Below are 22,931 nucleotides of genomic sequence, written 5' to 3' on the forward strand. Positions count from 1 at the left end.
CGAACGAGCAAGTCGTCAAGGCACTGCGCGCCTCGCTCAAAGAGGCCGAGCTGCTGCGGCAGCAGAACCGCAGGCTGACCGCCGCCGCTGCCGCCGCCGACGAGCCGCTGGCCGTCGTCGGCATGGCCTGCCGGTACCCGGGGGACGTCACCTCGCCCGAGGATCTGTGGCGCCTGGTGACGAACGGCACCGACGCCGTCTCCGACTTCCCCGAGGACCGGGGGTGGGACGTCGCGGGTCTGTACGACCCGGACCCCGAGGCCATCGGCCGGACGTACACACGCTCCGGCGGCTTTCTGCGCGGTGCCGCCCACTTCGACCCCGGGTTCTTCGGCATCAGCCCGCGCGAGGCGACGGCCATGCACCCGCAGCAGCGGCTACTGCTGGAGACGTCGTGGGAAGCCCTGGAGCGGTCGGGCATCGACCCGACCTCGGTGCGCGGCACTCGCACGGGCGTCTTCGCGGGCGTCATGCACCAGGACTACGCCTCCCGTCTGCGCCGGGCGCCCGACGGCCTGGAGGGCTACCTGATGACGGGGAGCCTCGGCAGCGTGGTGTCGGGGCGCGTCGCCTACACCCTCGGGCTGGAAGGCCCGGCGGTCACGGTGGACACGGCCTGCTCCTCCTCGCTGGTGGCCCTGCACCTGGCGGGCCAGTCCCTGCGCCAGGGCGAGTGCTCGATGGCACTGGTCGGCGGTGTGACGGTGATGACCACGCCGGTGAGCTTCGTCGAGTTCAGCCGCCAGCGTGCCCTCTCCCCCGACGGCCGCTGCCGCTCCTTCGCGGCCGGGGCCCAGGGCACCGGCTGGGCCGAAGGCGTGGGTGTGCTGGTGCTGGAGCGGTTGTCCGACGCCCGCCGGGCCGGGCACCGCGTGCTGGCCGTCGTGCGCGGCTCGGCCGTCAACCAGGACGGCGCCAGCAGCGGCTTCTCCGCGCCGAACGGCCCGGCGCAGGAACGCGCGATCCGGCAGGCGCTCGGCAGCGCCGGACTGACGCCTGCGGACGTGGACGCGGTCGAGGCGCACGGCACCGGCACCAAGCTGGGTGACCCGATCGAGGCACAGGCCCTCATCGACACCTACGGGCAGAACCGACCCGCCGAACGACCCCTGTGGCTGGGATCGTTGAAGTCGAACATCGGCCACGCCCAGGCCGCCGCCGGCGTCGGTGGGGTGATGAAGATGGTCCTCGCCCTGCGCCACGGCGTCCTCCCGCAGACCCTGCACGTGGACGCTCCCTCCCCGTACGTCGACTGGGGATCGGGGGGCGTCGAACTGCTCACCGAGCAGCGCCCCTGGCCGGCCGTGGACCGGCCGCGCCGGGCCGCCGTCTCCTCCTTCGGCATCAGCGGCACCAACGCGCACGTCATCCTCGAGCAGGCACCCGACGAAACGCCCGGTCCCGCCCCCGTGGCCGTTCCCGGCGCCCCCCGGGATGCCGAGGCCGAGGCGGAGACGTCGGTGATCTCGTTGGTGCTGTCGGGGCGCAGCGCCCGTGCCGTGCAGGCCCAGGCGGGACGTCTGGCGGCGCACCTGCGGGAGACCTCCGACGACGTCCGTGAGGTGGCCGATGCCCTGATCACCCAGCGTGCCTTCCTCGACCACCGCGCCGTCATCCTCGGCACCGACCGCGACGAACTCCTCCACGGCCTCGACACCCTCGCCACCGGTCAGGAAACCCCCGGGGTCATCACCGGACACGGACAGGCCGAACGACCCGTCTTCGTCTTCCCGGGTCAAGGCTCGCAATGGGCCGGCATGGCCCACGACCTCCTGAACACCTCCGCCGTCTTCCGGGAATCCATCGCCGCCTGCGAGGAAGCCCTCAACCCGTACGTGGACTGGTCGCTGACCGAGGTCCTGCGCAGCGACGAGCCCATCACCCGCGTCGACGTCATCCAGCCCGTGCTGTTCGCGGTCATGGTGTCCCTCGCCGCGATGTGGCGCTCCCTGGGCGTCGAACCGGCGGCGGTGATCGGGCACTCCCAGGGCGAGATCGCCGCAGCCGTCGTCTCCGAAGCCCTCACCCTCAACGACGGCGCCAAAATCGCCGCCCTGCGCTCCCAAGCCCTGCGCACCCTCAGCGGCACCGGAGGCATGGCCTCCCTACCGATGAGCCCCGAAGACACCACCACGCTGCTTCAACCCTGGGCCACCGACCTCAGCATCGCCGCCCACAACGGACCCCACACCACCGTCATCGCCGGAAACACCGAGGCACTGGAAGAACTCCTCACCCACTGCGAGAACAACGACATCCGGGCCCGACGCATCGACGTCGACTACGCCTCACACACCCACCACATCGAAACCCTCAAAACCCACCTCGCGACATCACTCACCGACATCACCCCCCAGCCGTCAAGGATCCCCTTCTACTCCACCGTCACCGGCACCACCCTCGACACCACCCAGCTCACCGCCGACTACTGGTACACCAACCTCCGCCAACCCGTTCTCCTCACCCACACCACCCAACACGCCCACACCCAAGGCCACACCGCCTACATCGAAATCAGCCCCCACCCCATCCTCACCCCCGCCCTCGAAACCACCCTCGAACCCCACCCCGTCCTCATCACCAGCACCCTCCAACGCAACAAGAACGCCTGGCACCAACTCCTCACCAACGCCGCCCACACCACCACCCACGGCATCCCCACACACTGGAACCACACCACCAACCAGGCCACCCACCACCTCAACCTCCCCACCTACCCCTTCCAACACCAGCACCTGTGGATCGCGGACGAGCCGGACGCCGCCGCGACGGAGGCGGGTCCGGCGCACGGGCCTGACGCGGCGTTCTGGGAAGCGGTCGAGGCACAGGACCTCGGCGAGTTGGTCCGGACGCTGGACGTGGACGAGGAGCAGGGCTCGTCGCTGTCGGCCGTGCTGCCCACGCTGTCCTCGTGGCGTCGGCGGAGCAAGGAGCGGGCGACGGTCGACGCCTGGCGTTACCGTGCCGAGTGGCGGCCGCTGGAGTGGAGCGGGCACGGGCGGCTGACGGGTACGTGGTGGGTCGTGGTGCCCACGGGGCACGTGGAGTCGCCGTGGGTCGCGGAGACGACACGGATGCTCACCCGCCACGGGGTGCGTGTGGTGACGGTGGAGCTGTCGGCGGCGGACGCCGACCGGGCGGCGTTGGCCGGGCGACTGCGTGCGCTGGGCGCGGGCGGCGAGGAGGCGCCGGCCGGTGTGCTGTCGTTCCTCGCGTGGGACGGAGGGCGCGACTCCCGGCACCGGGCGCTCCCCGTCGGCGTGGGTCTCACGCTGGCGCTGGCCCAGGCGTGGGTGGACCTCGGGAGTCGGGCACCGCTGTGGTGCGTGACGCGGGGCGCGGTGTCGGCGGCGTCCGGGGACGCCCCGGCCGATCCGGTGCAGGCACAACTGTGGGGTCTGGGTCGCGTCGTCGCGCTGGAACACCCCCGCCTCTGGGGCGGTTTGATCGATCTGCCCCAGGAGCCGGACGAGTCGTCCCTCACCGCTCTGCTGCGCGTCCCCGTCGACGGCGGCGGCGAGGACCAGGTGGCCGTGCGTCGCGGGACCGTCGCCGTCCGACGGATGGTGGGCGCAGCGACCGGGGACGTGGAGCCGGGGCGCCGCTGGCGGCCCAGGGGAACGGTACTGATCACCGGCGGGACGGGGAGTCTCGCTCCCCGGCTGGCGCGGCGGCTGGCCGAGACCGGTGCCGAGCATCTGGTGCTGGTGAGCCGTTCGGGGGCCGACGCGCCGGGGGCAGCCGAGCTGTCGGCGGAGTTGTCCGCCGCCGGTGTCCGGGTGACGGTGGCGGCCTGCGACGTGTCGGACCGCGAGGCCGTCGCGGCTCTGCTGGCGCGGCTGCGCGCGGAGGGCCACGTCGTGCGCACCGTGCTGCACACGGCCGCGTACATCGAGTTGGCGCCGTTCGAGGGGACGACCGCCGAAAGCTTCGACGCCGTTCTGGCCGCCAAGGTGGACGGAACCGAGCACCTGGTGGAGCTGCTCGACGCGGAGGAGCTGGACGCGTTCGTGCTGTTCTCCTCGATCGCCGGGTTCTGGGGTAGCGGCGATCACGCGGCGTACGCGGCGGCCAACGCGGCGCTGGACGCCTGGGCGGAACGGGGTCGGGCCCGGGGACTGCCGATGACATCCGTGGCCTGGGGCGTCTGGGAGGACGCCGTCAACACGTGGCGCAACCTGGGCGACACCGATGTGGAAGCGACGCGCGAGCGGGTACGCCGTCAGGGCTTGCCGCTCATGCGGCCCGAGCTGGCGCTGGCGGCGCTGGAACAGGCGCTCGACCACGACGACACCTTCGTCGCGGTCTCGGACATCGACTGGGAGCGGTTCGTGCCGCTGTTCACCGCGATGCGGCCGAGTCGTCTGCTCGCCGAACTGCCGGCCGCTCGGTCCGTGTCGGAGCGCAGCACGACGGCCACGGCGGACGCCGAGGGCCAGGGCGGCGAAGGCCCGGTGGCCGGTGCGGAGTTGCGGGCGCGCTTGGACGGCCTGTCCCCGGCGGACGCCGAACGCGTCCTGCTCGAACGTGTCGACTCGCTCGCGAGAACGGTGCTCGGCCACGGCGGGACGGAGGCCCTCTCCCCGGACCGCGCGTTCAAGGATCTCGGCTTCGAATCGCTGACGGCCGTGGAGCTGCGCAACCGGTTGAACCGGGAGACCGGCTTGCGTCTGCCCGCGACCCTGGTCTTCGACCGGCCGACGCCGCGCGCTCTCGTCGGGTATCTGCGGGAGCAGCTCCTCCCCCGGGCGGAGGAGGAGGCCGTAGAGGACCTCCGGTCCGGTCCGGCGGATCAGGGCGGCGAGCTTCGGGATGACGAGGACGCCATCGCGATCGTCGGGATGGCGTGTCGCTTCCCCGGCGGCGTCGACTCCCCCGAGTCCCTGTGGCGGCTGCTGGCCGAGGGCGGTGACGCGGTCTCCTCGCCGCCCGCCGCGCGCGGCTGGGGACAGGGTCAAGCGTTCGGCGTCGAGGACCCCGGCGTTCTGCGCGGCGGCTTCCTGGCGGACGTCAGCGGGTTCGACGCGGCGTTCTTCGGCATCGGGCCGCGCGAGGCGCTGGCCATGGACCCGCAGCAGCGGCTGCTCCTGGAGACCACCTGGGAGGCGTTCGAGCGCGCGGGCGTCGACCCGGCCTCGCTGCGCGGCAGCCGCACCGGCGCGTTCATCGGCGCGATGGGGCACGGCTACGGGCAACGGTCCGCCGACGCCCCGCAGGCCGTGCAGGACTACGTGATCACCGGGGGCGTGACGAGCGTCATCTCGGGCCGGCTGGCCTACACCTTCGGGCTGGAGGGCCCGGCCGTCACGGTGGACACGGCCTGCTCGTCGTCCCTGGTCGCGCTGCACCTGGCGGTGCGTTCACTCCGCAGCAACGAGTCGACGATGGCGCTGGCGGGCGGTGTCGTGGTGATGCCGACGCCGGACGTGTTCATCGGCTTCGGTCGGATGGGCGCGCTGGCGGAGGACGCGCGCTGCAAGGCGTTCTCCGACGACGCGGACGGCTTCGGTCTGGCGGAGGGCGCCGGGGTGCTGCTGCTGGAACGCCTCTCGGACGCCCGTCGCAACGGGCGCCGGGTGCTGGCCGTCGTGCGGGGCTCAGCCATCAACCAGGACGGGGCCTCCAACGGCCTCGCCGCACCCAACGGACCCGCACAGGAGCGCGTCATCCGGGCAGCGTTGGCGGACGCCGGGGTGGCTCCCGAAGAGGTGGACGCCGTCGAGGCGCACGGCACCGGCACCCGGCTGGGTGACCCGATCGAGGCGCAGGCGCTGCTGTCGACCTACGGAGCGAAGCGTCCCGTCGAACGACCGCTGCGGCTCGGTTCGTTGAAGTCCAACATCGGCCATACCCAGGCCGCCGCCGGGGTCGCGGGCGTGATGAAGATGGTCCTCGCCCTCCAGCACGACGTCCTGCCGTCCACCCTGCACGTCACCGAGCCGACGACGCACGTCGACTGGTCGGACGGGACGATGGAAGTGCTCACCGAACAGCGTGACTGGCCGAAGGGTGGACGGCGCCGCAGGGCCGGAGTGTCCGCTTTCGGCATCAGCGGCACCAACGCCCACCTCGTCCTGGAGGAAGCACCTGAGGAGCCACAGGGTCAGACCCCGGTGCCCGAACCCGCCAGCGCTTCCGAGACCGCCGCAGCGGAGTCCCTGCCGGTGGTGTCGCTGGTGCTGTCCGCGCGGGACGGGAACGCCCTACGCGCTCAGGCGGGACGTCTGGCGGCGCACCTGCGGGAGACCTCCGACGACGTGCGTGAGGTGGCCGATGCCCTGGTCACCCAGCGTGCCTTCCTCGACCACCGCGCCGTCATCCTCGGCACCGACCGCGACGAACTCCTCCACGGCCTCGACACCCTCGCCACAGGCGAGGAAGCCCCCGGCGTTATCACCGGACACGGACAGGCCGAACGACCCGTCTTCATCTTCCCCGGCCAGGGCTCCCAATGGGCCGGCATGGCCCACGACCTCCTGAACACCTCCGCCGTCTTCCGAGAATCCATCGCCGCCTGCGAAGAGGCCCTGGCGCCCCATGTGGACTGGTCGCTGACCGAGGTCCTGCGCAGCGACGAGCCCATCACCCGCGTCGACGTCATCCAACCCGTCCTGTTCGCGGTCATGGTGTCCCTCGCCGCCATGTGGCGCTCCCTGGGCGTCGAACCCGCAGCCGTCATCGGGCACTCCCAGGGCGAGATCGCCGCAGCCGTCGTCTCCGAAGCCCTCACCCTCAACGACGGCGCCAAAATCGCAGCCCTACGCTCCCAAGCCCTCCGCACCCTCAGCGGCACCGGAGGCATGGCCTCCATACCCCTGAGCCCTGAGGACACCACGAACCTCATCGCCCCCTGGGCCTCCGAGCTGAGCATCGCCGCCCACAACGGACCCCACACCACCGTCATCGCCGGAAACACCGAGGCACTCGACCAACTCCTCACCCACTGCGAGAACAACGACATCCGGGCCCGACGCATCGACGTCGACTACGCCTCACACACCCACCACATCGAAACCCTCAAAACCCACCTCACCACCACCCTCACCGACATCACCCCCCAGCCGTCGAAGATCCCCTTCTACTCCACCGTCACCGGCACCACCCTCGACACCACCCAGCTCACCGCCGACTACTGGTACACCAACCTCCGCCAACCCGTCCTCCTCACCCACACCACCCAACACGCCCACCAAAACGGCCACACCGCCTACATCGAAATCAGCCCCCACCCCATCCTCACCCCCGCACTGGAAACCACCCTCGAAACCACCAACACACCCGTCCTCATCACCGGCACCCTCCAACGCAACAAGAACGCCTGGCACCAACTCCTCACCAACGCCGCCCACACCACCACCCACGGCATCCCCACCACAGCCCCAGAACCACGCCCCACCCACCACATCGACCTCCCCACCTACCCCTTCCAACGCACCCACTACTGGCTGGACAGTGCGCCGGCGCCCGACGCGCTCGTGCGGTCGGCCGGGCTCTCCTCCGCCGAGCATCCGCTGCTCGCCGTAGCGACCACGCTGCCGGACGGGGCCACCCTGCACACCGGCACCCTGGCCACGGGCACGCACCCCTGGCTCGCCGATCACGCGGTGTGGGACACGGTCCTGCTACCCGGCACCGGTCTGCTCGACCTGACGCTGCACGCGGCGCACCACGCCGGAACCCCGTACGTCGAGGAGCTGACGCTGCACGCACCGCTGGTCCTCGGCGCCGACGCCGCCCGGACCGTGTACGTCCGTACGGAGCCGCCCGCCGACGACGGCAGCCGCACCCTCACCGTGCACAGCACGGCCGACCACCACACCTGGACGCTCCACGCGTCCGCCGTCCTCTCCCCCACCGTGCCGACGGACGGCGCGGCCGGCGCGGCGGACGCCACGGCGTCCGGTGCCTGGGCCGGAACGTGGCCCCCGGCCGGGGCCGAGCCGGTGAACGTGGAGGGACTCTACGAGCGGCTGGCCGAGGAGGGTCTGAGGTACGGTCCCGTCTTCCGCGGGCTGCGGCAGGTGTGGCGGCGCGGTGCGGAGTTGTTCGCCGAGGTGTGCCTGCCCCAGGAGTCGCACGCGGACGCCGAGCGGTTCCGCGTTCACCCCGCGCTGCTCGACGCGGCGCTGCACACGCACCTGGTGGACGGCGTCGACCGGGTCCGGCTGCCGTTCGCCTGGCGCGGGATCACCCTGCACGCGGTCGGGGCGACGGAGTTGCGGGTGCGTCTGGCTCCGGACGGGCCCGAGAGCCTGTCGTTGAGTGTGTCGGACGCCGGTGGGTCCCCGGTCGCGACCGTCTCGTCCCTGGCGGTACGCCCGGTCGAGCGGGAGCAGGTGTCGGCGGCGGCCCGTGGGGCCGTGGTGGCGGAGTCGCTGTACGAACCGGTGTGGCGGGAGGTGTCCGGGCCCACGGGCGGGGCACCTCGTCGAACGGCCGTCGTCCGGGCGGACGCGCTGCACGCCGACGGGGACCCGGACGTGGTCGCCACCGGGCTGCTCGACGCGGCGGCGGACGCGGTCGCGTCCCCCGAGGTGATCGTCGTCCCGTGCGGGTGGTCCGCGCATCCGTCGCGGGTGCCGGATCGCGTTGGCCTGGCGGTGGGGCGCGTGGTCGCCCTGCTGCGTGCCTGGGCGGCGGACGCTCGGTTCACGGACTCGCGGTTGGTGCTGCTGACGCGCGGGGCCGTGGCGGTGCGGGAGGGTGAGGAGGTCGCGGATCTGGCGGCGGCCGCGGTCTGGGGCGCAGTGCGCTCGGCGCAGGCCGAGTTCCCCGGCCGACTGCTGATCGTGGACGCCGACGGGAGTGCGGAGCAGGGGACGTCCGGGGATGCGGACGGCTCGGCGGATCTCCGCGCGGCCCTGGCCGCCGTCGCGGCGGACGGGGACGGCGGAGGGCAGTGCGCGGTGCGCGGGGGACGGCTGTTCGTGCCGCGACTTGCCCGGGTGCGTGCCACGCCGGGTGCCGCGAAGGCGGCCCCGTCGGATGCCGCGCCCTGGGACGCCGGGCGCACGGTGTTGATCACCGGCGGTACCGGGGTGCTGGGCGGGCTGGTGGCCCGGCACCTGGTGCGACGGCACGGGGTGCGGCACCTGCTGCTGCTCGGGCGGCGCGGCCCGGACGCCCCGGGTGCCGAGCGGCTCTGCGCGGAACTGCGGGAGCTGGGTGCCGAGGTCACCGTCGCGGCCTGTGACGTCTCCGACCGCGCGGCCCTGGCCGAGGTGCTGGGTGCCGTGCCTGCCGACCGGCCGCTCGGCGCCGTCGTCCACGCGGCGGGGACGCTGGACGACGGCACGGTCGAGACCCTCACCGCCGACCGGGTGACCGCCGTCCTGGGGCCCAAGGTCGCGGGCGCGTGGCATCTCCACGAGCTCACCCGTGAGCTGGAGCTGACCCGTTTCGTCCTCTTCTCGGCGGCGGGCGGGATGCTCGGCAACGGGGGCCAGGCCAACTACGCGGCGGCCAACGCGTACCTGGACGCGCTGGCCCGCTTCCGTCGGGCCCAGGGGCTGCCTGGCCACGCCCTGGCCTGGGGTCTGTGGGCGGAGGCGAGCGAGCTGACGGGCCGTCTGGGCGCGGCCGGGTTGGCCCGGATGCGGCGGGCGGGTGTGCTGCCGCTGTCGAGCGACGACGGCCTGGACCTGTTGGACCGGGCGCTCGCGGAGGACCGTGCCGTGGTGGTGCCGATCCGGCTCGACCTGACGGCCGTGCGCGACGGTGAGGGGGTCGCGCCGTTGTTGCGGTACCTGGCACCGGGAGGGGGTCTGCCGCGCGCGGCTGCTGCCGGGGCCGGGCAGCCGGTGGCGGACGACCGGCTCGCGCTCGCCGGTCTCACGCCGGGCGAACGGGCCCACGCGTTGGAGGAGTTGGTGTGCCGCCAGGCGGCTACCGTTCTGGGGCACAGCTCGGCCGACGCCGTCCGTCCCACCCGTGGCTTCCTGGAGACGGGGTTCGACTCGTTGCGGGCCGTGGAGTTGCGCAACCGGCTCGGGGCCGCGACCGGCCTGCGGCTGCCCGCCACGCTGATCTTCGACCATCCGACGCCGGGGGCACTCGCGGCGCACCTGGACGTGCGACTCCAGGAGGCGGGTGCGCAGGCCGGTGCGGAGGCCGGGGTCGACGGCGGGGTCGGTCCCGTTGCCGGTTCCGTCACCCCTGCGGCGCCCGAACTCGAGCTGCTGGAGAAGGCGCTGGTCGCCTCCGGGCTGCTGGGCGGCGCTGCGGCCGGCACGGCCGGGCCGGAACGGGAGCGGGTCTCGGCGCGGCTGCGCGGGCTGCTGGAGCGGCTCGACGATGCGGGGCCGCACCGGGCGGGGTCCGCCGTGCCCGGCTCGGACGGGTCCGGGCCGACCGCCCAGGCCGACGCCCCGCACCCCGACCCGGCCGAGTCCGAGCCGGAGGACGCGTTCGAGGGAGCCTCCCTGGACGACATTCTCGACATCGTCGACGACGAGCTGCGCAGGCCCTGACGTGCTCGGCGACGCCGCAGGCCCCACCACGCCCGGCACACGCACCGGGCGCACCGGGTCCCCACCCCACAGCCCCCCTCGTACGGAAGGTCAGCCCACCATCATGACGAGCGATCCGACAGCTGGAGCCCCGGGCGCGGGCGGTACCGACGCGAAGGTCGTCGACGCGCTGAAGCGGCTGACCGTGGACCTGCGCCGGACCCGGCAACGGCTGCGTGCGGCCGAGGACGCCGCCCGCGAGCCCATCGCGATCGTCGGCATGGCCTGCCGCTACCCGGGCGGGGTCGGCTCGCCCGAGGAGCTGTGGCGTCTGGTCGAGGACGAACGCGACGTCATCGCGCCGCTGCCGGAGGACCGGGGCTGGGACGAGGAGTTGTACGACCCGGACCCGGCGCGGACGGGGAAGGTCTACGTCTCCGAGGGCGGCTTCCTGGCGGACCCGGCCGCGTTCGACGCGCCGTTCTTCGCCATGAGCGGCCGGGAGGCGCTGGCCACCGACCCGCAGCAGCGGCTGCTGCTGGAGACCTCCTGGGAGGCCGTCGAACGCGCGGGCATCGACCCGGTGACGCTGCGCGGCAGCCGGACCGGGGTCTTCGCGGGCGTGATCTACCAGGACTACGCCGCCCGACTGCGCAACGCGCCCGGGGAGTTCGAGGGGTACCTGGGCAACGGCAGTACGGGCAGCGTGGCCTCCGGCCGGGTCGCCTACGCGCTCGGGCTCGAAGGTCCCGCCGTCTCGCTGGACACGGCCTGCTCGTCCTCGCTGGTGGCGCTGCACCAGGCCGTGCAGGCCCTGCGGTCCGGCGACTGCACGATGGCGCTGGCCGGTGGGGTGACGGTGATGGCCTCGCCGCTGGCCCTGGTGGAGTTCAGCCGGCAGCGCGGGCTGGCCGCCGACGCGCGCTGCAAGGCGTTCGCCGCGGAGGCCGACGGCACGGCGCTCGGTGAGGGCGTCGGGATGCTGCTCCTGGAGCGGCTGTCCGACGCCCGGCGGCACGGGCGTCGGGTCCTCGCCGTCGTCCGGGGCAGCGCGGTCAACCAGGACGGCGCCAGCAGCGGGCTGACGGCGCCGAGCGGCGCGGCGCAGCGGCGCGTCATCGGTCAGGCGCTGGCGGCGGCCGGGCTCTCGGCGACGGACGTGGACGCGGTCGAGGCGCACGGCACCGGCACGGAGCTGGGTGACCCGATCGAGGCGCAGGCGCTCATCGACACCTACGGGCAGGGCCGCCCCGCCGAACGCCCGCTGTGGATCGGCTCGGTGAAGTCCAACATCGGCCACGCCCAGGCCGCCGCCGGAGTGGCGGGTGTGATCAAGATGGTGCAGGCCATGGCGCACGGGGTGCTCCCGCGCACGCTGCACGTGGAGGCGCCGAACCCGCACGTGGAGTGGGACGCGGGCGCGGTGGACGTGCTCGTCGCCCGGCGGGCCTGGCCGGACACGGACCGGCCGCGTCGCGCCGGTGTCTCCTCCTTCGGCGTCAGCGGCACGAACGCGCACGTCGTCCTGGAGCAGCCCGCTCCGCCCCCGGAGGAGACGCGGGTGCCCGGGTCACGCGCCGGGGTCACCGTGCCCTGGGTGCTCGCGGGGCGAACACCGGAGGCGTTGCGCGCACAGGCCGCGCGCCTGGCGGAGCACCTGGCCGGGCGGCCGGGGACGGCACCGGACGCGGTGGGCGCGGCGTTGGCGTACGGCCGGTCGGTTTTCGAGCACCGGGCGGTGGTGCTCGGCACCGAGATGGACGAACTGCTGCCCGCACTGGACGCGTTGGCCGCCGGGCGGTCCGCCGCCGGGCTGGTGCACGGTTCGGTGGACGGGGAGGCGCGGCCGGTGCTGGTGCTCTCCGAGCAGGCGCTGGCGGCCGGTCTCGGCTGGGTCGGGCCGCTGGCCCGGGCGTTCCCGGTCTTCGCCCGGCGGCTCGCGGAGTGCGCCGAGGCGCTGGCCGCCGTGGAGGCGCTGCCTCCGCGCACGGCGGGCGTGGAGCGGAGCGAGGGCGTCGGGGCGCTGCCGGGCGGGGAGGACGAGCCCGTGACGCGGTGGGCGGTGCTGGTGGCGCTCGCCGGTCTGTGGGAGGCGCTGGGCGTGCGGGCGGCGGCGGTCGTCGGCGTGGCGGGGCGCCGGGAGGCAGGGCCCGATGGTGCCGGGAACGGTGCTGGCGGAGGGCTCGACGTCGCGGAGATCGCGGCCGCGTGCGTCGCGGGCGCGCTTTCGCTCAAGGAGGGGGCCCGCGCCGTCGCGCACGGCGGCGCGGCTCCCGACCCGTCGACCGCCCGGGTGCCGCTGCGTCGTGCCACGCTGGAGCCCGACGATCTGGAGCGGGTCGCGGCCGCGTTGGCGGAGCGCGGGCACGGGCTGTTCGTGGAGGTCGGGGTCGCGGGCGAGGTCGGCGCACGGCTCACGGAGGCGCTCGACGGCACCCCCGGCCGGCTCGTCCCCTCCCCCGTCACCGGCACCGGCACCGACGGGGGCGACGGCGGCGCGGACGCGCTGCTGAGGACGCTCGCCGAGCTGCACGTGAGCGCGGTGACGGTGCGGTGGAGGGCCGTCTTCCCGGAGCCCGGCTCCGACGGCCCCGCGCCGGTGGACCTGCCGACGTACCCCTTCCAGCGGCGGCGGTACTGGCTGGCGGACGGCCCGCCCCCGGTCGACGCGACGGCCGCCGGGCTGGTCCCCGCCGCGCACCCCCTGCTCGGCGCGGCCGTCGACCTCCCGGATGGCGACGGCGTGTTGTTCACCGGGAGGCTGTCGACGGCCGAGCACCCCTGGCTCGCGGACCACACGGTCGGCGGCCGGATCGTGGTTCCGGGCACGGCGCTGGTGGAGCTGGCCCGCTGGGCGGGCGCGGCCACCGGGTGCGTCCGGGTGGCGGAACTGACCCTGCACGCCCCGGTGGAACTGACCGTCCCGGGCTCCGGCGCTCCGGCGGAACCGGGACGCCCCGCCGAGCGGGCCCTGCGACTGCACCTCGCCGCGCCCGGGCCGGACGGCCGGCGCCGCCTGGTCCTCTCGACCCGGCCCGGTGCGGGCCACGACTGGACCCGGCACGTGACCGGCACGGTGGAGCGCACCGACGCGGGCGGGGCGACGGCGGGGCCGGAGGGCCTGCGCGGCGGCCCCGACCTGGTGACCTGGCCTCCGCCGGGGGCCACGGCCGTTCCCGTCGAGGGGTTCCACTCGCACGCTGCCGCACAGGGCATCGCGTACGGGCCCTCCTTCCAGGGGCTGCGGCGGGTGTGGCGGCGGGACGCGGAGGTGTTCGCCGAGGTCACGCCGCCGGGCGGGCTCCAGTCGGAGGCGGGCCGGTACGGTCTGCACCCCGCGTTGCTGGACGCCGCACTCCAGGCGTGGCCGGTGGCGCATCCGCAGGCGTTGGCGGAGCGGTGGGTTCCGGCCGCCTGGCACGGCGTCACGGCCGGGCCGGCGGGCGCCGGGGCGCTGCGGGTCCGCCTCGCCCCGGCCGAGGGGCGGGCGCCGGACTCCGGGCAGGCGGTCTCCGTGTGGGCCGCCGACGCGGCCGGAGTGCCGGTCCTGTCGGTGTCGTCGCTGCTGAGCCGACCTGCCGAGCCCGGCGCCGGGACCCGTGCCGGTGCCGAGCCTGACGGGCTGCTCCGGCCACGGTGGACACGGTGCGCCGCGCCCGACGCGGCGCCGGAGGGCACGGCTGACGACGGCGGGCCGCTCGCCGTCATCGGCGGCGGGGACGTGCTGCCGTGGGCGGATGGCCCGCGCTACCCCGATCTGCCCGCGCTCGTCGCCGCCGTGGCCGACGGGACGCCCGCGCCGGAGGTGGTCCTGCTGCCCCTGGACCACGCGACGAAGCCGGGCGGCGCCCTCGGCGCGGACCCGCGCAAGGTTCCGGCCTCGGTGCGCGCGGCGGCGGCCGGGCTGCTGGACGTCCTGCGGGCCTGGCTCGCGGCGCCGGGCCTGACCGGGAGCAGGCTGGTGGCGGTCTGGACCGGGGTGCCGGGCGCGGACGGCCGTCCCGAGGAGGACGCGGCGGCCGCCGACGGCTCGCCCACCGGGCTGGTCACCGCCGCCCTGCGGGGGCTGGTCCGCAGCGCGCGGACCGAACACCCGCGCAGGTTCGGCCTGCTGGCCGTCCCGGCAGGACCGGCAGGACCGGCAGACTCAGCACCGGACCCCGGGGTGCTCGCGCAGGCGGTACGCGCGGTGCGGGAGGAGCCGGAGGTCGCGATCGGCGGGGACACGCTGTGGGTCCCCCGCCTGTCCACCGCGCCCCCCGCCCCGGGCAGCGACACCGGGGACCTGCGGGAGCCCGACCCGGAGGGGACCGTGCTCGTCACCGGGGGCACCGGTGCCCTGGGCGCGCAGGTGGCCCGGCGGCTGGCCACAGGGGGTGCCCGGCACCTGCTGCTGGTCAGCCGACGTGGCGAACAGGCACCGGGCGCCGCCGATCTGGCCCAGGAGCTGGCGGCGGCGGGGGCCCGCGTCACGGTGGCCGCCTGCGACGTCGGCGACCGGTCGGCACTCGCCGCCGTCCTCGCGGCGGTTCCTCCGGCGCACCCGCTGACGGCCGTCGTGCACGCGGCGGGCGTGACGGACGACGCGACGCTCGGCAACCAGTCGGAGGGCCACCTCGCCACCGCGTTCGCACCGAAGGTCGACGCGGCCTGGCACCTGCACGAGCTGACGAAGGACACGGACCTGACGCAGTTCGTCCTGTTCTCCTCCGCGTCGGGCGCCTTCGGAGGCGCCGGTCAGGCCAACTACGCGGCGGCCAACGCCTTCCTCGACGCCCTCGCCCGTCTGCGGCACGCCCAGGGGCTCCCCGCCCTCTCCCTCGCCTGGGGTCCGTGGGACGAATCCAGCGCGCTCACGGCCGCGTTGGGGAGCGCCGACCGGGAACGGTTCGCGCGGTCCGGCATCCGCACCCTGGCCACCGAGGACGCCCTCGGCCTGTTCGACGCCGCCCGCGCGACGACCGGGGCGCCGGTCCTCGTCCCCCTGCGACTCGACCCCGAGCGGCTGGGCGACGCCCGGGACGCCGAACGGCTCCCCGCCCTCCTGCGCGGCCCGGCGGCTGCGGACCCGCAGACGCCCTCGACCGAGCGACCGGGGCCCACGGCAGCCACACCGGAACCGCCGACGACCGACCCCCAGCCGGCGGAGGGCGAGCCACACGTCCGGCGGCTGAAGGCCATGGCGGAGCCGGAGCGACGCCGCGCCCTGCTCGCTCTCGTCCTCTCCCACACCGCCGTGGTGCTCGGGGACGTGACCGCCCAGGAGATCAGCCCGCACCAGGGGCTCACGGACCTGGGCTTCGACTCCCTGTCCGGGCTCACGCTCCAGGAGCGGCTGTTCGAGGCCACCGGGGTCGAGCTTCCGAGCAGCCTGATCTACGACCACCCCAACGCCTCGGCCATCGCCGACCACCTCTGCGCGGAGCTGGCCGAGGCGGGACCGGCCGCGCCCGACCTGGCTCCCGCCCTGGCCGAACTGGACCGGGTGGAGACCTTCCTCGCCACCTTCGCCGACGAGGCCGACGCCGCCGCCCGGGAGACCGTCGCCCGGCGGCTGCGGGACCTCGTCTCCCGATGGCCCGGCGAGGCGCCCTCCCCCGCGCCCACCGGGCCCCGTACGGCCCCGGAGCCGGACGCGTCCGGGACCCCGGACCTCGCCGAGGCGTCCGACGACGAACTCCTCGCGGTCCTGAAGCAGATGCGCTCCGCCGACGGCGGGCCGTCAACGAGCCGGCAGCACGGATGAAGGAGCGGTTGCACGTGTCGCATGAGTCATCGACCTCACCGTCCGGGGCGCACGGAGCCGCACCGGCCCCCGGGTCGCGGTCCGAGGACGCCGCGTCCTCCCAGCTCGACACCTTCCGCGAGCATCTGCGCTGGGCCACCACCGAGTTGGGCGAGGCCCGGCGCAGGGTGAGCGAGCTGGAGGAGGCCGACCGCGAGCCGATCGCGCTCGTCGGCATGGCCTGCCGACTCCCGGGCGGCGTCACCACACCCGAGGAGCTGTGGCGCCTGGTCCTTGAGGGACGCGACGCCATCGGGCCGCCTCCGGCCGAGCGGGGTTGGCCGGAGGAGGACCTCCACGACCCGAGCAGGCAGCGGCGCGGCACCTCGTACGTGTGGCAGGGCGGCTTCCTCGATCGGGCCGCCGACTTCGACCCGGCGTTCTTCGACATCAGCCCGCGCGAGGCGCTGGCCATGGACCCGCAGCAGCGGCTGCTCCTGGAGACCACCTGGGAGGCCGTCGAACGCGCCGGGATCGATCCGACCACGCTGCGCGGCCGCCAGGTCGGCGTGTTCGCCGGACTGATGTACCACGACCACGCCACCCGGCTCGGTGAGGTCGACGAGACCGTCGCGACCTTCCTCGGCAGCGGCAACGCGGGCAGCGTGGTCTCCGGACGGATCGCGTACGTGCTGGGCCTGGAGGGCCCGGCGGTCACCGTCGACACCGCCTGCTCGTCCTCCCTCGTCACGCTGCACCTGGCCGCCCAGGCGGTGCGGCGCGGCGAGTGCGAGATGGCGCTGGCGGGCGGCGTGACCGTGATGTCGACTCCGGACACCTTCGTCGACTTCAGCCGGGTGGACGGGCTGGCGCCCGACGGCCGCGTCAAGTCGTTCGCCGCCGCCGCCGACGGGACGGCCTGGGGCGAGGGCGTGGGCATGGTGCTGGTCGAGCGGCTGTCGGAGGCCCGTCGGCTCGGACACCCGGTGCTGGCGGTGCTCCGCGGCTCGGCCGTCAACCAGGACGGCGCCACCAGCAGCCTGTCCGCGCCGAACGGTCCCGCGCAGCAGCGCGTCATCCGGGCCGCGCTCGACGCGGCGGGGCTGTCGGCCGACCTGGTGGACGCGGTGGAGGCGCACGGGACCGGTACGACGCTCGGAGACCCGATCGAGGCCCAGGCGCTCCTGGCCACCTACGGCCAGAACCGCCCCGCCGAACGCCCGGTGTGGCTCGGCTCGCTCAAGTCCAACATCGGTCACACCCAGGCCGCCGCCGGCGTCGCGGGCGTCATGAAGATGGTCCTCGCCCTGCAGCACGGCGTCCTGCCCTCCACCCTCCACGTCGACGAACCCACCCCCCACGTCGACTGGACCACCGGAGCCGTCCGCCTCCTCACCCAGGACCAGCCCTGGCCCGACACCGGCCGCCCCCGCCGCGCCGCCGTCTCCTCCTTCGGCATCAGCGGAACCAACGCCCACCTCATCCTCGAACAGGCCCCGGAAGCCACGCCGCACCCCGAGCGCTCCGGACACCCTGCCGCCGGGGAGGCGGGCAGCGCGTCGTCAACGGGAGGCGTGACGGCCTGGCCCGTATCCGCCCGCACTCCGGAGGCCCTGCGTGCCCAGGCGGCGCGCGTGCGGGAAGCCGTCGCCGAGCATCCCCACTGGACACCCGACGAGGTCGGCCACGCCCTGGCGACGACCCGCACCTGGTTCGAGCAACGCGCGGTCGTCCTCGGCAGCGACCGCGACGAACTCCTGGGCGGCCTCGACGCCCTCGCAGCAGGCGAAGAGGCCCCCGGTGTGGTGACCGGCTCAGGCCGCTGCGCCGACCCGGTCTTCGTCTTCCCCGGCCAGGGCTCCCAGTGGACCGGCATGGCCCACGACCTCCTGGCCACCTCCGCCGTCTTCCGAGAGTCGATCGCCGCCTGCGAAGAGGCCCTGGCGCCCCATGTGGACTGGTCCCTGACCGAGGTCCTGCGCCGTGATGAACCCATCACCCGCGTCGACGTCATCCAACCCGTCCTGTTCGCCGTCATGGTGTCCCTCGCCGCCATGTGGCGCTCCCTGGGCATCGAACCCGCAGCCGTCATCGGGCACTCCCAGGGCGAGATCGCCGCAGCCGTCGTCGCCGAAGCCCTCACCCTCAACGACGGCGCCAAAATCGCCGCCCTGCGCTCCCAAGCCCTCCGCACCCTCAGCGGCACCGGAGGCATGGCCTCCATACCCCTGAGCCCTGAGGACACCACGGACCTCATCGCCCCCTGGGCCACCGACCTCAGCATCGCCGCCCACAACGGACCCCACACCACCGTCATCGCCGGAAAAACCGAGGCACTCGACCAACTCCTCACCCACTGCGAGGAAAAGCAAATCCGAGCGCGGCGGATCGACGTCGACTACGCCTCACACACCCACCACATCGAAACCCTCAAAACCCACCTCGCGACATCACTCACCGACATCACCCCCCAGCCCTCAAAGATCCCCTTCTACTCCACCGTCACCGGCACCACCCTCGACACCACCCAGCTCACCGGCGACTACTGGTACACCAACCTCCGCCAACCCGTCCTCCTCACCCAAACCACCCAACACGCCCACACCCAAGGCCACACCGCCTACATCGAAATCAGCCCCCACCCCATCCTCACCCCCGCCCTCGAAACCACCCTCGAAACCACCAACACACCCCTCCTCATCACCGGCACCCTCCACCGCAACAAGAACGCCTGGCACCAACTCCTCACCAACGCCGCCCACACCACCACCCACGGCATCCCCACACACTGGAACCACACCACCAACCAGACCAACCACCACCTCAACCTCCCCACCTACCCCTTCCAACACCAGAGCTACTGGCTCACCGCCACAAGGTCGGCCGGTGAGGTGGCGGCCGTCGGGCTGGACGCCGCCGGGCATCCGCTGCTGGGCGCGGCCGTGCCGCTCGCGGAGGGCGACGGACTGGTGCTGACCGGTCGGCTGTCCCGGAGCACGCAGCCGTGGCTGGCCGATCACGCGGTGTGGGACACGGTGATCGTGCCGGGGGCCGCGCTCGTGGAGGTGGCGGTGTGCGCGGCGGACCGGGTCGGCTGCGCCCTGGTCGAAGAGCTGACGTTGCACGCGCCGCTCGTCCTGCCGGAGAAGGACGCGGTACGGCTCCAGGTCACCGTGGGCGCGCCGGACGAGGCGGGACGGCGCACGCTCGCCGTGCACGCCCGGCCCGATCGCGCGGTGGACGATGCCGACTGGACGTGTCACGCCACCGGTTTCGTCGCCTCCGACGAGGCCCGGCCGGACTGGGACCTGGCGCAGTGGCCACCCGTGGGAGCCGAAGCGGTGGACGTGAGCGGCCTCTACGAGCAGGCGGCCGAGCTGGGGCTCGGGTACGGCTCCGCGTTCCGGGGGTTGCGTGCGCTGTGGCGACGCGGCGACGAACGGTTCGCCGAGGTCGCGCTGGCTCCCGAGCAGCGCACGGAGGCGTCCGCGTTCGGCCTCCATCCGGCGCTGCTGGACGCGGCCCTGCACGCCTCGCTCGCCGACAAGCCCGCCCAGGGCGACGACGCGGACGGAGGCGACGGGCCGGACGGGGGCCGGACGGTGCGGCTGCCGTTCGCCTGGAGTGACGTGCGACTCCACGCCGCAGGGGCGGAGACCCTGCGGGTGCGGATCGCGCCGTGCGGCCCGGACGCCGTGGTGCTCAACGCCGCCGACGGTACCGGGGCGCCGGTGGTGGAGGTCGGCTCGCTGCTGGCCCGCCCGGTCGACCAGGAGCAGTTGGCGGCGACCGCTTCCGAGGTGCCGGATGCCTTGTTCCACCTCGACTGGTCCGAACGACCCGTGCCGGACGCCGAGGCGCACGGGCTGGTCGTCCTCGGTGCGGACGATCAGCGTCTCGGCCTCCCCGTCCGCAGCACCCTGGAGTCGGTGGGGGGTGACGAGACGCTGCTCCTGCCCTGCTGGACCACGGACACACGCGATGGCGAGCCGGCGGACGACAGCGCGGTCGCCGCCGCGACCGACGTGCCGGGTGCGGTACGGGCGGAGGTGCGCCGCGTCCTCGACGTCGTCCGCGAGTGGTCGGCCGACGAACGGTTCACCGGACGGCTGGTGCTCCTGACCCGGGGCGCCGTGGCGGCCGGTACGGGCGAGGCGCCGTCGGACGTGGTGCGCTCGACGCTGTGGGGGCTGCTGCGGTCGGCGCAGTCCGAGCACCCGGGCCGGTTCACGCTGGTCGATCTCGACGCGCGGGAGTCGTCCCGGGCGGCGCTCCCCCGCGCTCTGGCCTCCTCGGAGCCGCAACTGGCGCTGCGGGACGGCACGATGCGGGTCCCCCGCCTCGTCCGGGCGGCGTCGGAGGAGCTGCTGCGGCCGTCTGGGGACGGGACGGCCTGGCGGCTGGACACCACTGGCAAGGGCACCTTGGCCAACGTGGCCCTGGTGCCGTGCCCCGAGGCGGTGGCCGAGCTTCCGGCGGGTCAGGTGCGGGTCGCGGTCCGGGCCGCCGGGGTCAACTTCCGGGACGTGCTGCTCGGTCTGGGCATGGTGGACCAGGACGTGATGGGGGGTGAGGCGGCGGGGATCGTGTTGGAGGTCGGCCCCGGGGTGCGGGATCTGGCCCCCGGTGACCGGGTGATGGGCATGGTGCCGAGGTCGTTCGGCCCGGTCGCGGTGGTGGACGCGCGGCTGCTGGTGCCGCTGCCGCCGGACTGGACGTACGCGGAGGGCGCCTCCGTGCCGATCGCCTTCCTCACCGCGTTCTACGGGCTGGTGGACCTGGCGAAGCTCCGCCCCGGCGAGTCGGTGCTGATCCACGCGGCCACCGGGGGCGTGGGGCTGGCGGCGCTCCAGTTGGCGCGGCACCTGGGCGCCGAGGTCTACGCGACGGCGAGCCCCGCCAAGTGGGAGACACTGCGGGAGCTCGGGGTGCCCGAGGAGCGCATCGCCTCGTCCCGGTCGCTGGACTTCGAGGAGCGGATCCGCGCGGCCACCGGGGGACGCGGGGTGGACGTCGTGCTGAACTCGCTGGCCGGGCCGTTCGTGGACGCCTCGCTGCGGCTGCTGGAGGACGGCGGGCGCTTCGTGGAGATGGGGAAGACCGACGTCCGGGACGCCGGTCGGGTGGCGGCCGAGCACCCCGGCGTCACGTACCACTGGTTCGATCTCATCGACGCGGGCCACGAGCGGATCGGCCGGATGACGGGCGAGCTGATGTCGCTGTTCGCCGCCGGGACGCTGCGGCCCCTGCCGACGTCGGCCTGGGACGTGCGGCGGGGCCCGGACGCCTTCCGGTACATGAGCCTGGCCCGGCACGTCGGAAAGATCGTGCTGACGATGCCGCCGGCCGAGCTGGACCCGGACGGAACGGTGTTGATCACCGGCGGTACCGGGGTGCTGGGCGGGCTGGTGGCCCGGCATCTGGTGGCCCGGCACGGTGTGCGGCGGCTGCTGCTGCTCGGCCGCCGGGGCGCGGAGGCCGAGGGCGCCGGGGAGTTGCGGGACGCCCTGGTCGCGGCGGGCGCCGAGGTGAACCTCGTGGCGTGTGACAGCGCGGATCGCGAGGCGCTCGCGGCGGTGCTGGCGGAGATCCCGGCGGCGCACCCGCTGACGGGTGTCGTCCACGCGGCGGGTGTGCTGGACGACGCCCTGATCGGCTCGCTGACGCCCGAGCGGTTGGAGCGGGTCCTGCGTCCGAAGGTGGACGCGGCGTGGCATCTGCACGAGCTGACCCGGGACGCCGACCTGGCCGCCTTCGTCCTGTTCTCCTCGTCGGCGGCGCTGCTCGGTGGCCCGGCGCAGGGCAACTACGCGGCGGCCAACGCCTTCCTGGACGCGCTCGCGGAGCACCGCCGGGCCCAGGGTATGGCCGGTGTGTCCATCGCCTGGGGCCTGTGGGAGCGGGCGAGCGGGATGACCGGTCACCTGGGCGCGGCCGACCTGGCCCGGCTGCAGCGGTCCGGTATGGGCACGTTGACGGACGCGGAGGGGCTGGCGCTGTTCGACGCCGCGCTGCCCGGTGGCCGGGCCCGGGCGGTGGCGCTGCCGCTGGACCTCGGAGCGCTTCGGCGTGCGGGGCAGCTCCCGCCGCTGCTGGAAGGGTTGGTGGGCCGCCGGTCCGTCCGGCGCACCGTCGCGGCGGCGACCGGCAGCGGGGGCGGGGAGTCGGCGGGCGCCGCACTGGTGCGACGGCTTTCGGCCCTGCCGGGCGCGGAGCGTGAGCGGGTGCTGCTCGACCTGGTGCGCGACCACGTCGCCCTGGTCCTGGGGCACGCCGGCACCTCGGTGGTCGGCCCGCAGCAGGCGTTCAAGCAGCTGGGGCTGGACTCCTTGACGGCGGTGGAGCTGCGCAACCGGCTGGGCGCCGCGACAGGGCTCCGGCTGCCCGCAACGGTGGTGTTCGACCACCCCACGCCCCAGGCCCTGACGGAACACCTGCTGCGCGAGCTGGTTCCGGCCTCGCCCGGCGATGCCCCGGCCGGCGCCCCGATCGACGCCCCGGGCGGCGCGGACGGAGCCGCCGACGAGGAGGTGCGACGGCTGCTGGCGACGGTGTCGCCGCAGCGGCTGCGGGCCGCCGGGCTGCTCACACCGCTCCTGGCCCTGGCGGAGCCCGGTGGGGCGCCGGAGGGCACGGCGGGTGACACCCGAAACCACGACCCCGGCGCGCCGGACGACGACGACCAGCTGGACGCGTTGGACGCCGACGACCTGATCGATCTGGCGCTCGGCGCCGACGGCCACTGAACCCGTACGGAA

The 22,931-nt window shown here is 74.5% G+C and carries 3 protein-coding genes; all 3 read left to right on the forward strand.

The window, feature by feature from the left end; translation table 11 throughout:
* The first annotated feature begins 23 nt into the window (after positions 1-23).
* The 3 genes from V6D49_RS03270 (at position 24) to V6D49_RS03280 (ending at position 22,919) form a co-directional block, all read left to right on the forward strand.
* The gene (locus V6D49_RS03270) at positions 24-10,469 is read left to right on the forward strand and encodes a type I polyketide synthase (protein WP_445330614.1); all 10,446 of its coding nucleotides are present in this window, start codon (positions 24-26) and stop codon (positions 10,467-10,469) included.
* A 103-nt stretch (positions 10,470-10,572) separates the two neighbouring features.
* Positions 10,573-16,194, forward strand: a complete 5,622-nt coding sequence (locus V6D49_RS03275; RefSeq protein WP_340556930.1) for a type I polyketide synthase — start codon at positions 10,573-10,575, stop codon at positions 16,192-16,194.
* 14 nt (positions 16,195-16,208) lie between these two features.
* Positions 16,209-22,919: a type I polyketide synthase gene (locus V6D49_RS03280; RefSeq protein WP_340556932.1), complete on the forward strand. Its 6,711-nt coding sequence runs from the start codon at positions 16,209-16,211 to the stop codon at positions 22,917-22,919.
* Positions 22,920-22,931 lie beyond the last annotated feature (12 nt).

Origin of the sequence: Streptomyces sp. GSL17-111 (genome assembly GCF_037911585.1) — a bacterium.
In the GTDB taxonomy this organism is placed as follows: domain Bacteria; phylum Actinomycetota; class Actinomycetes; order Streptomycetales; family Streptomycetaceae; genus Streptomyces.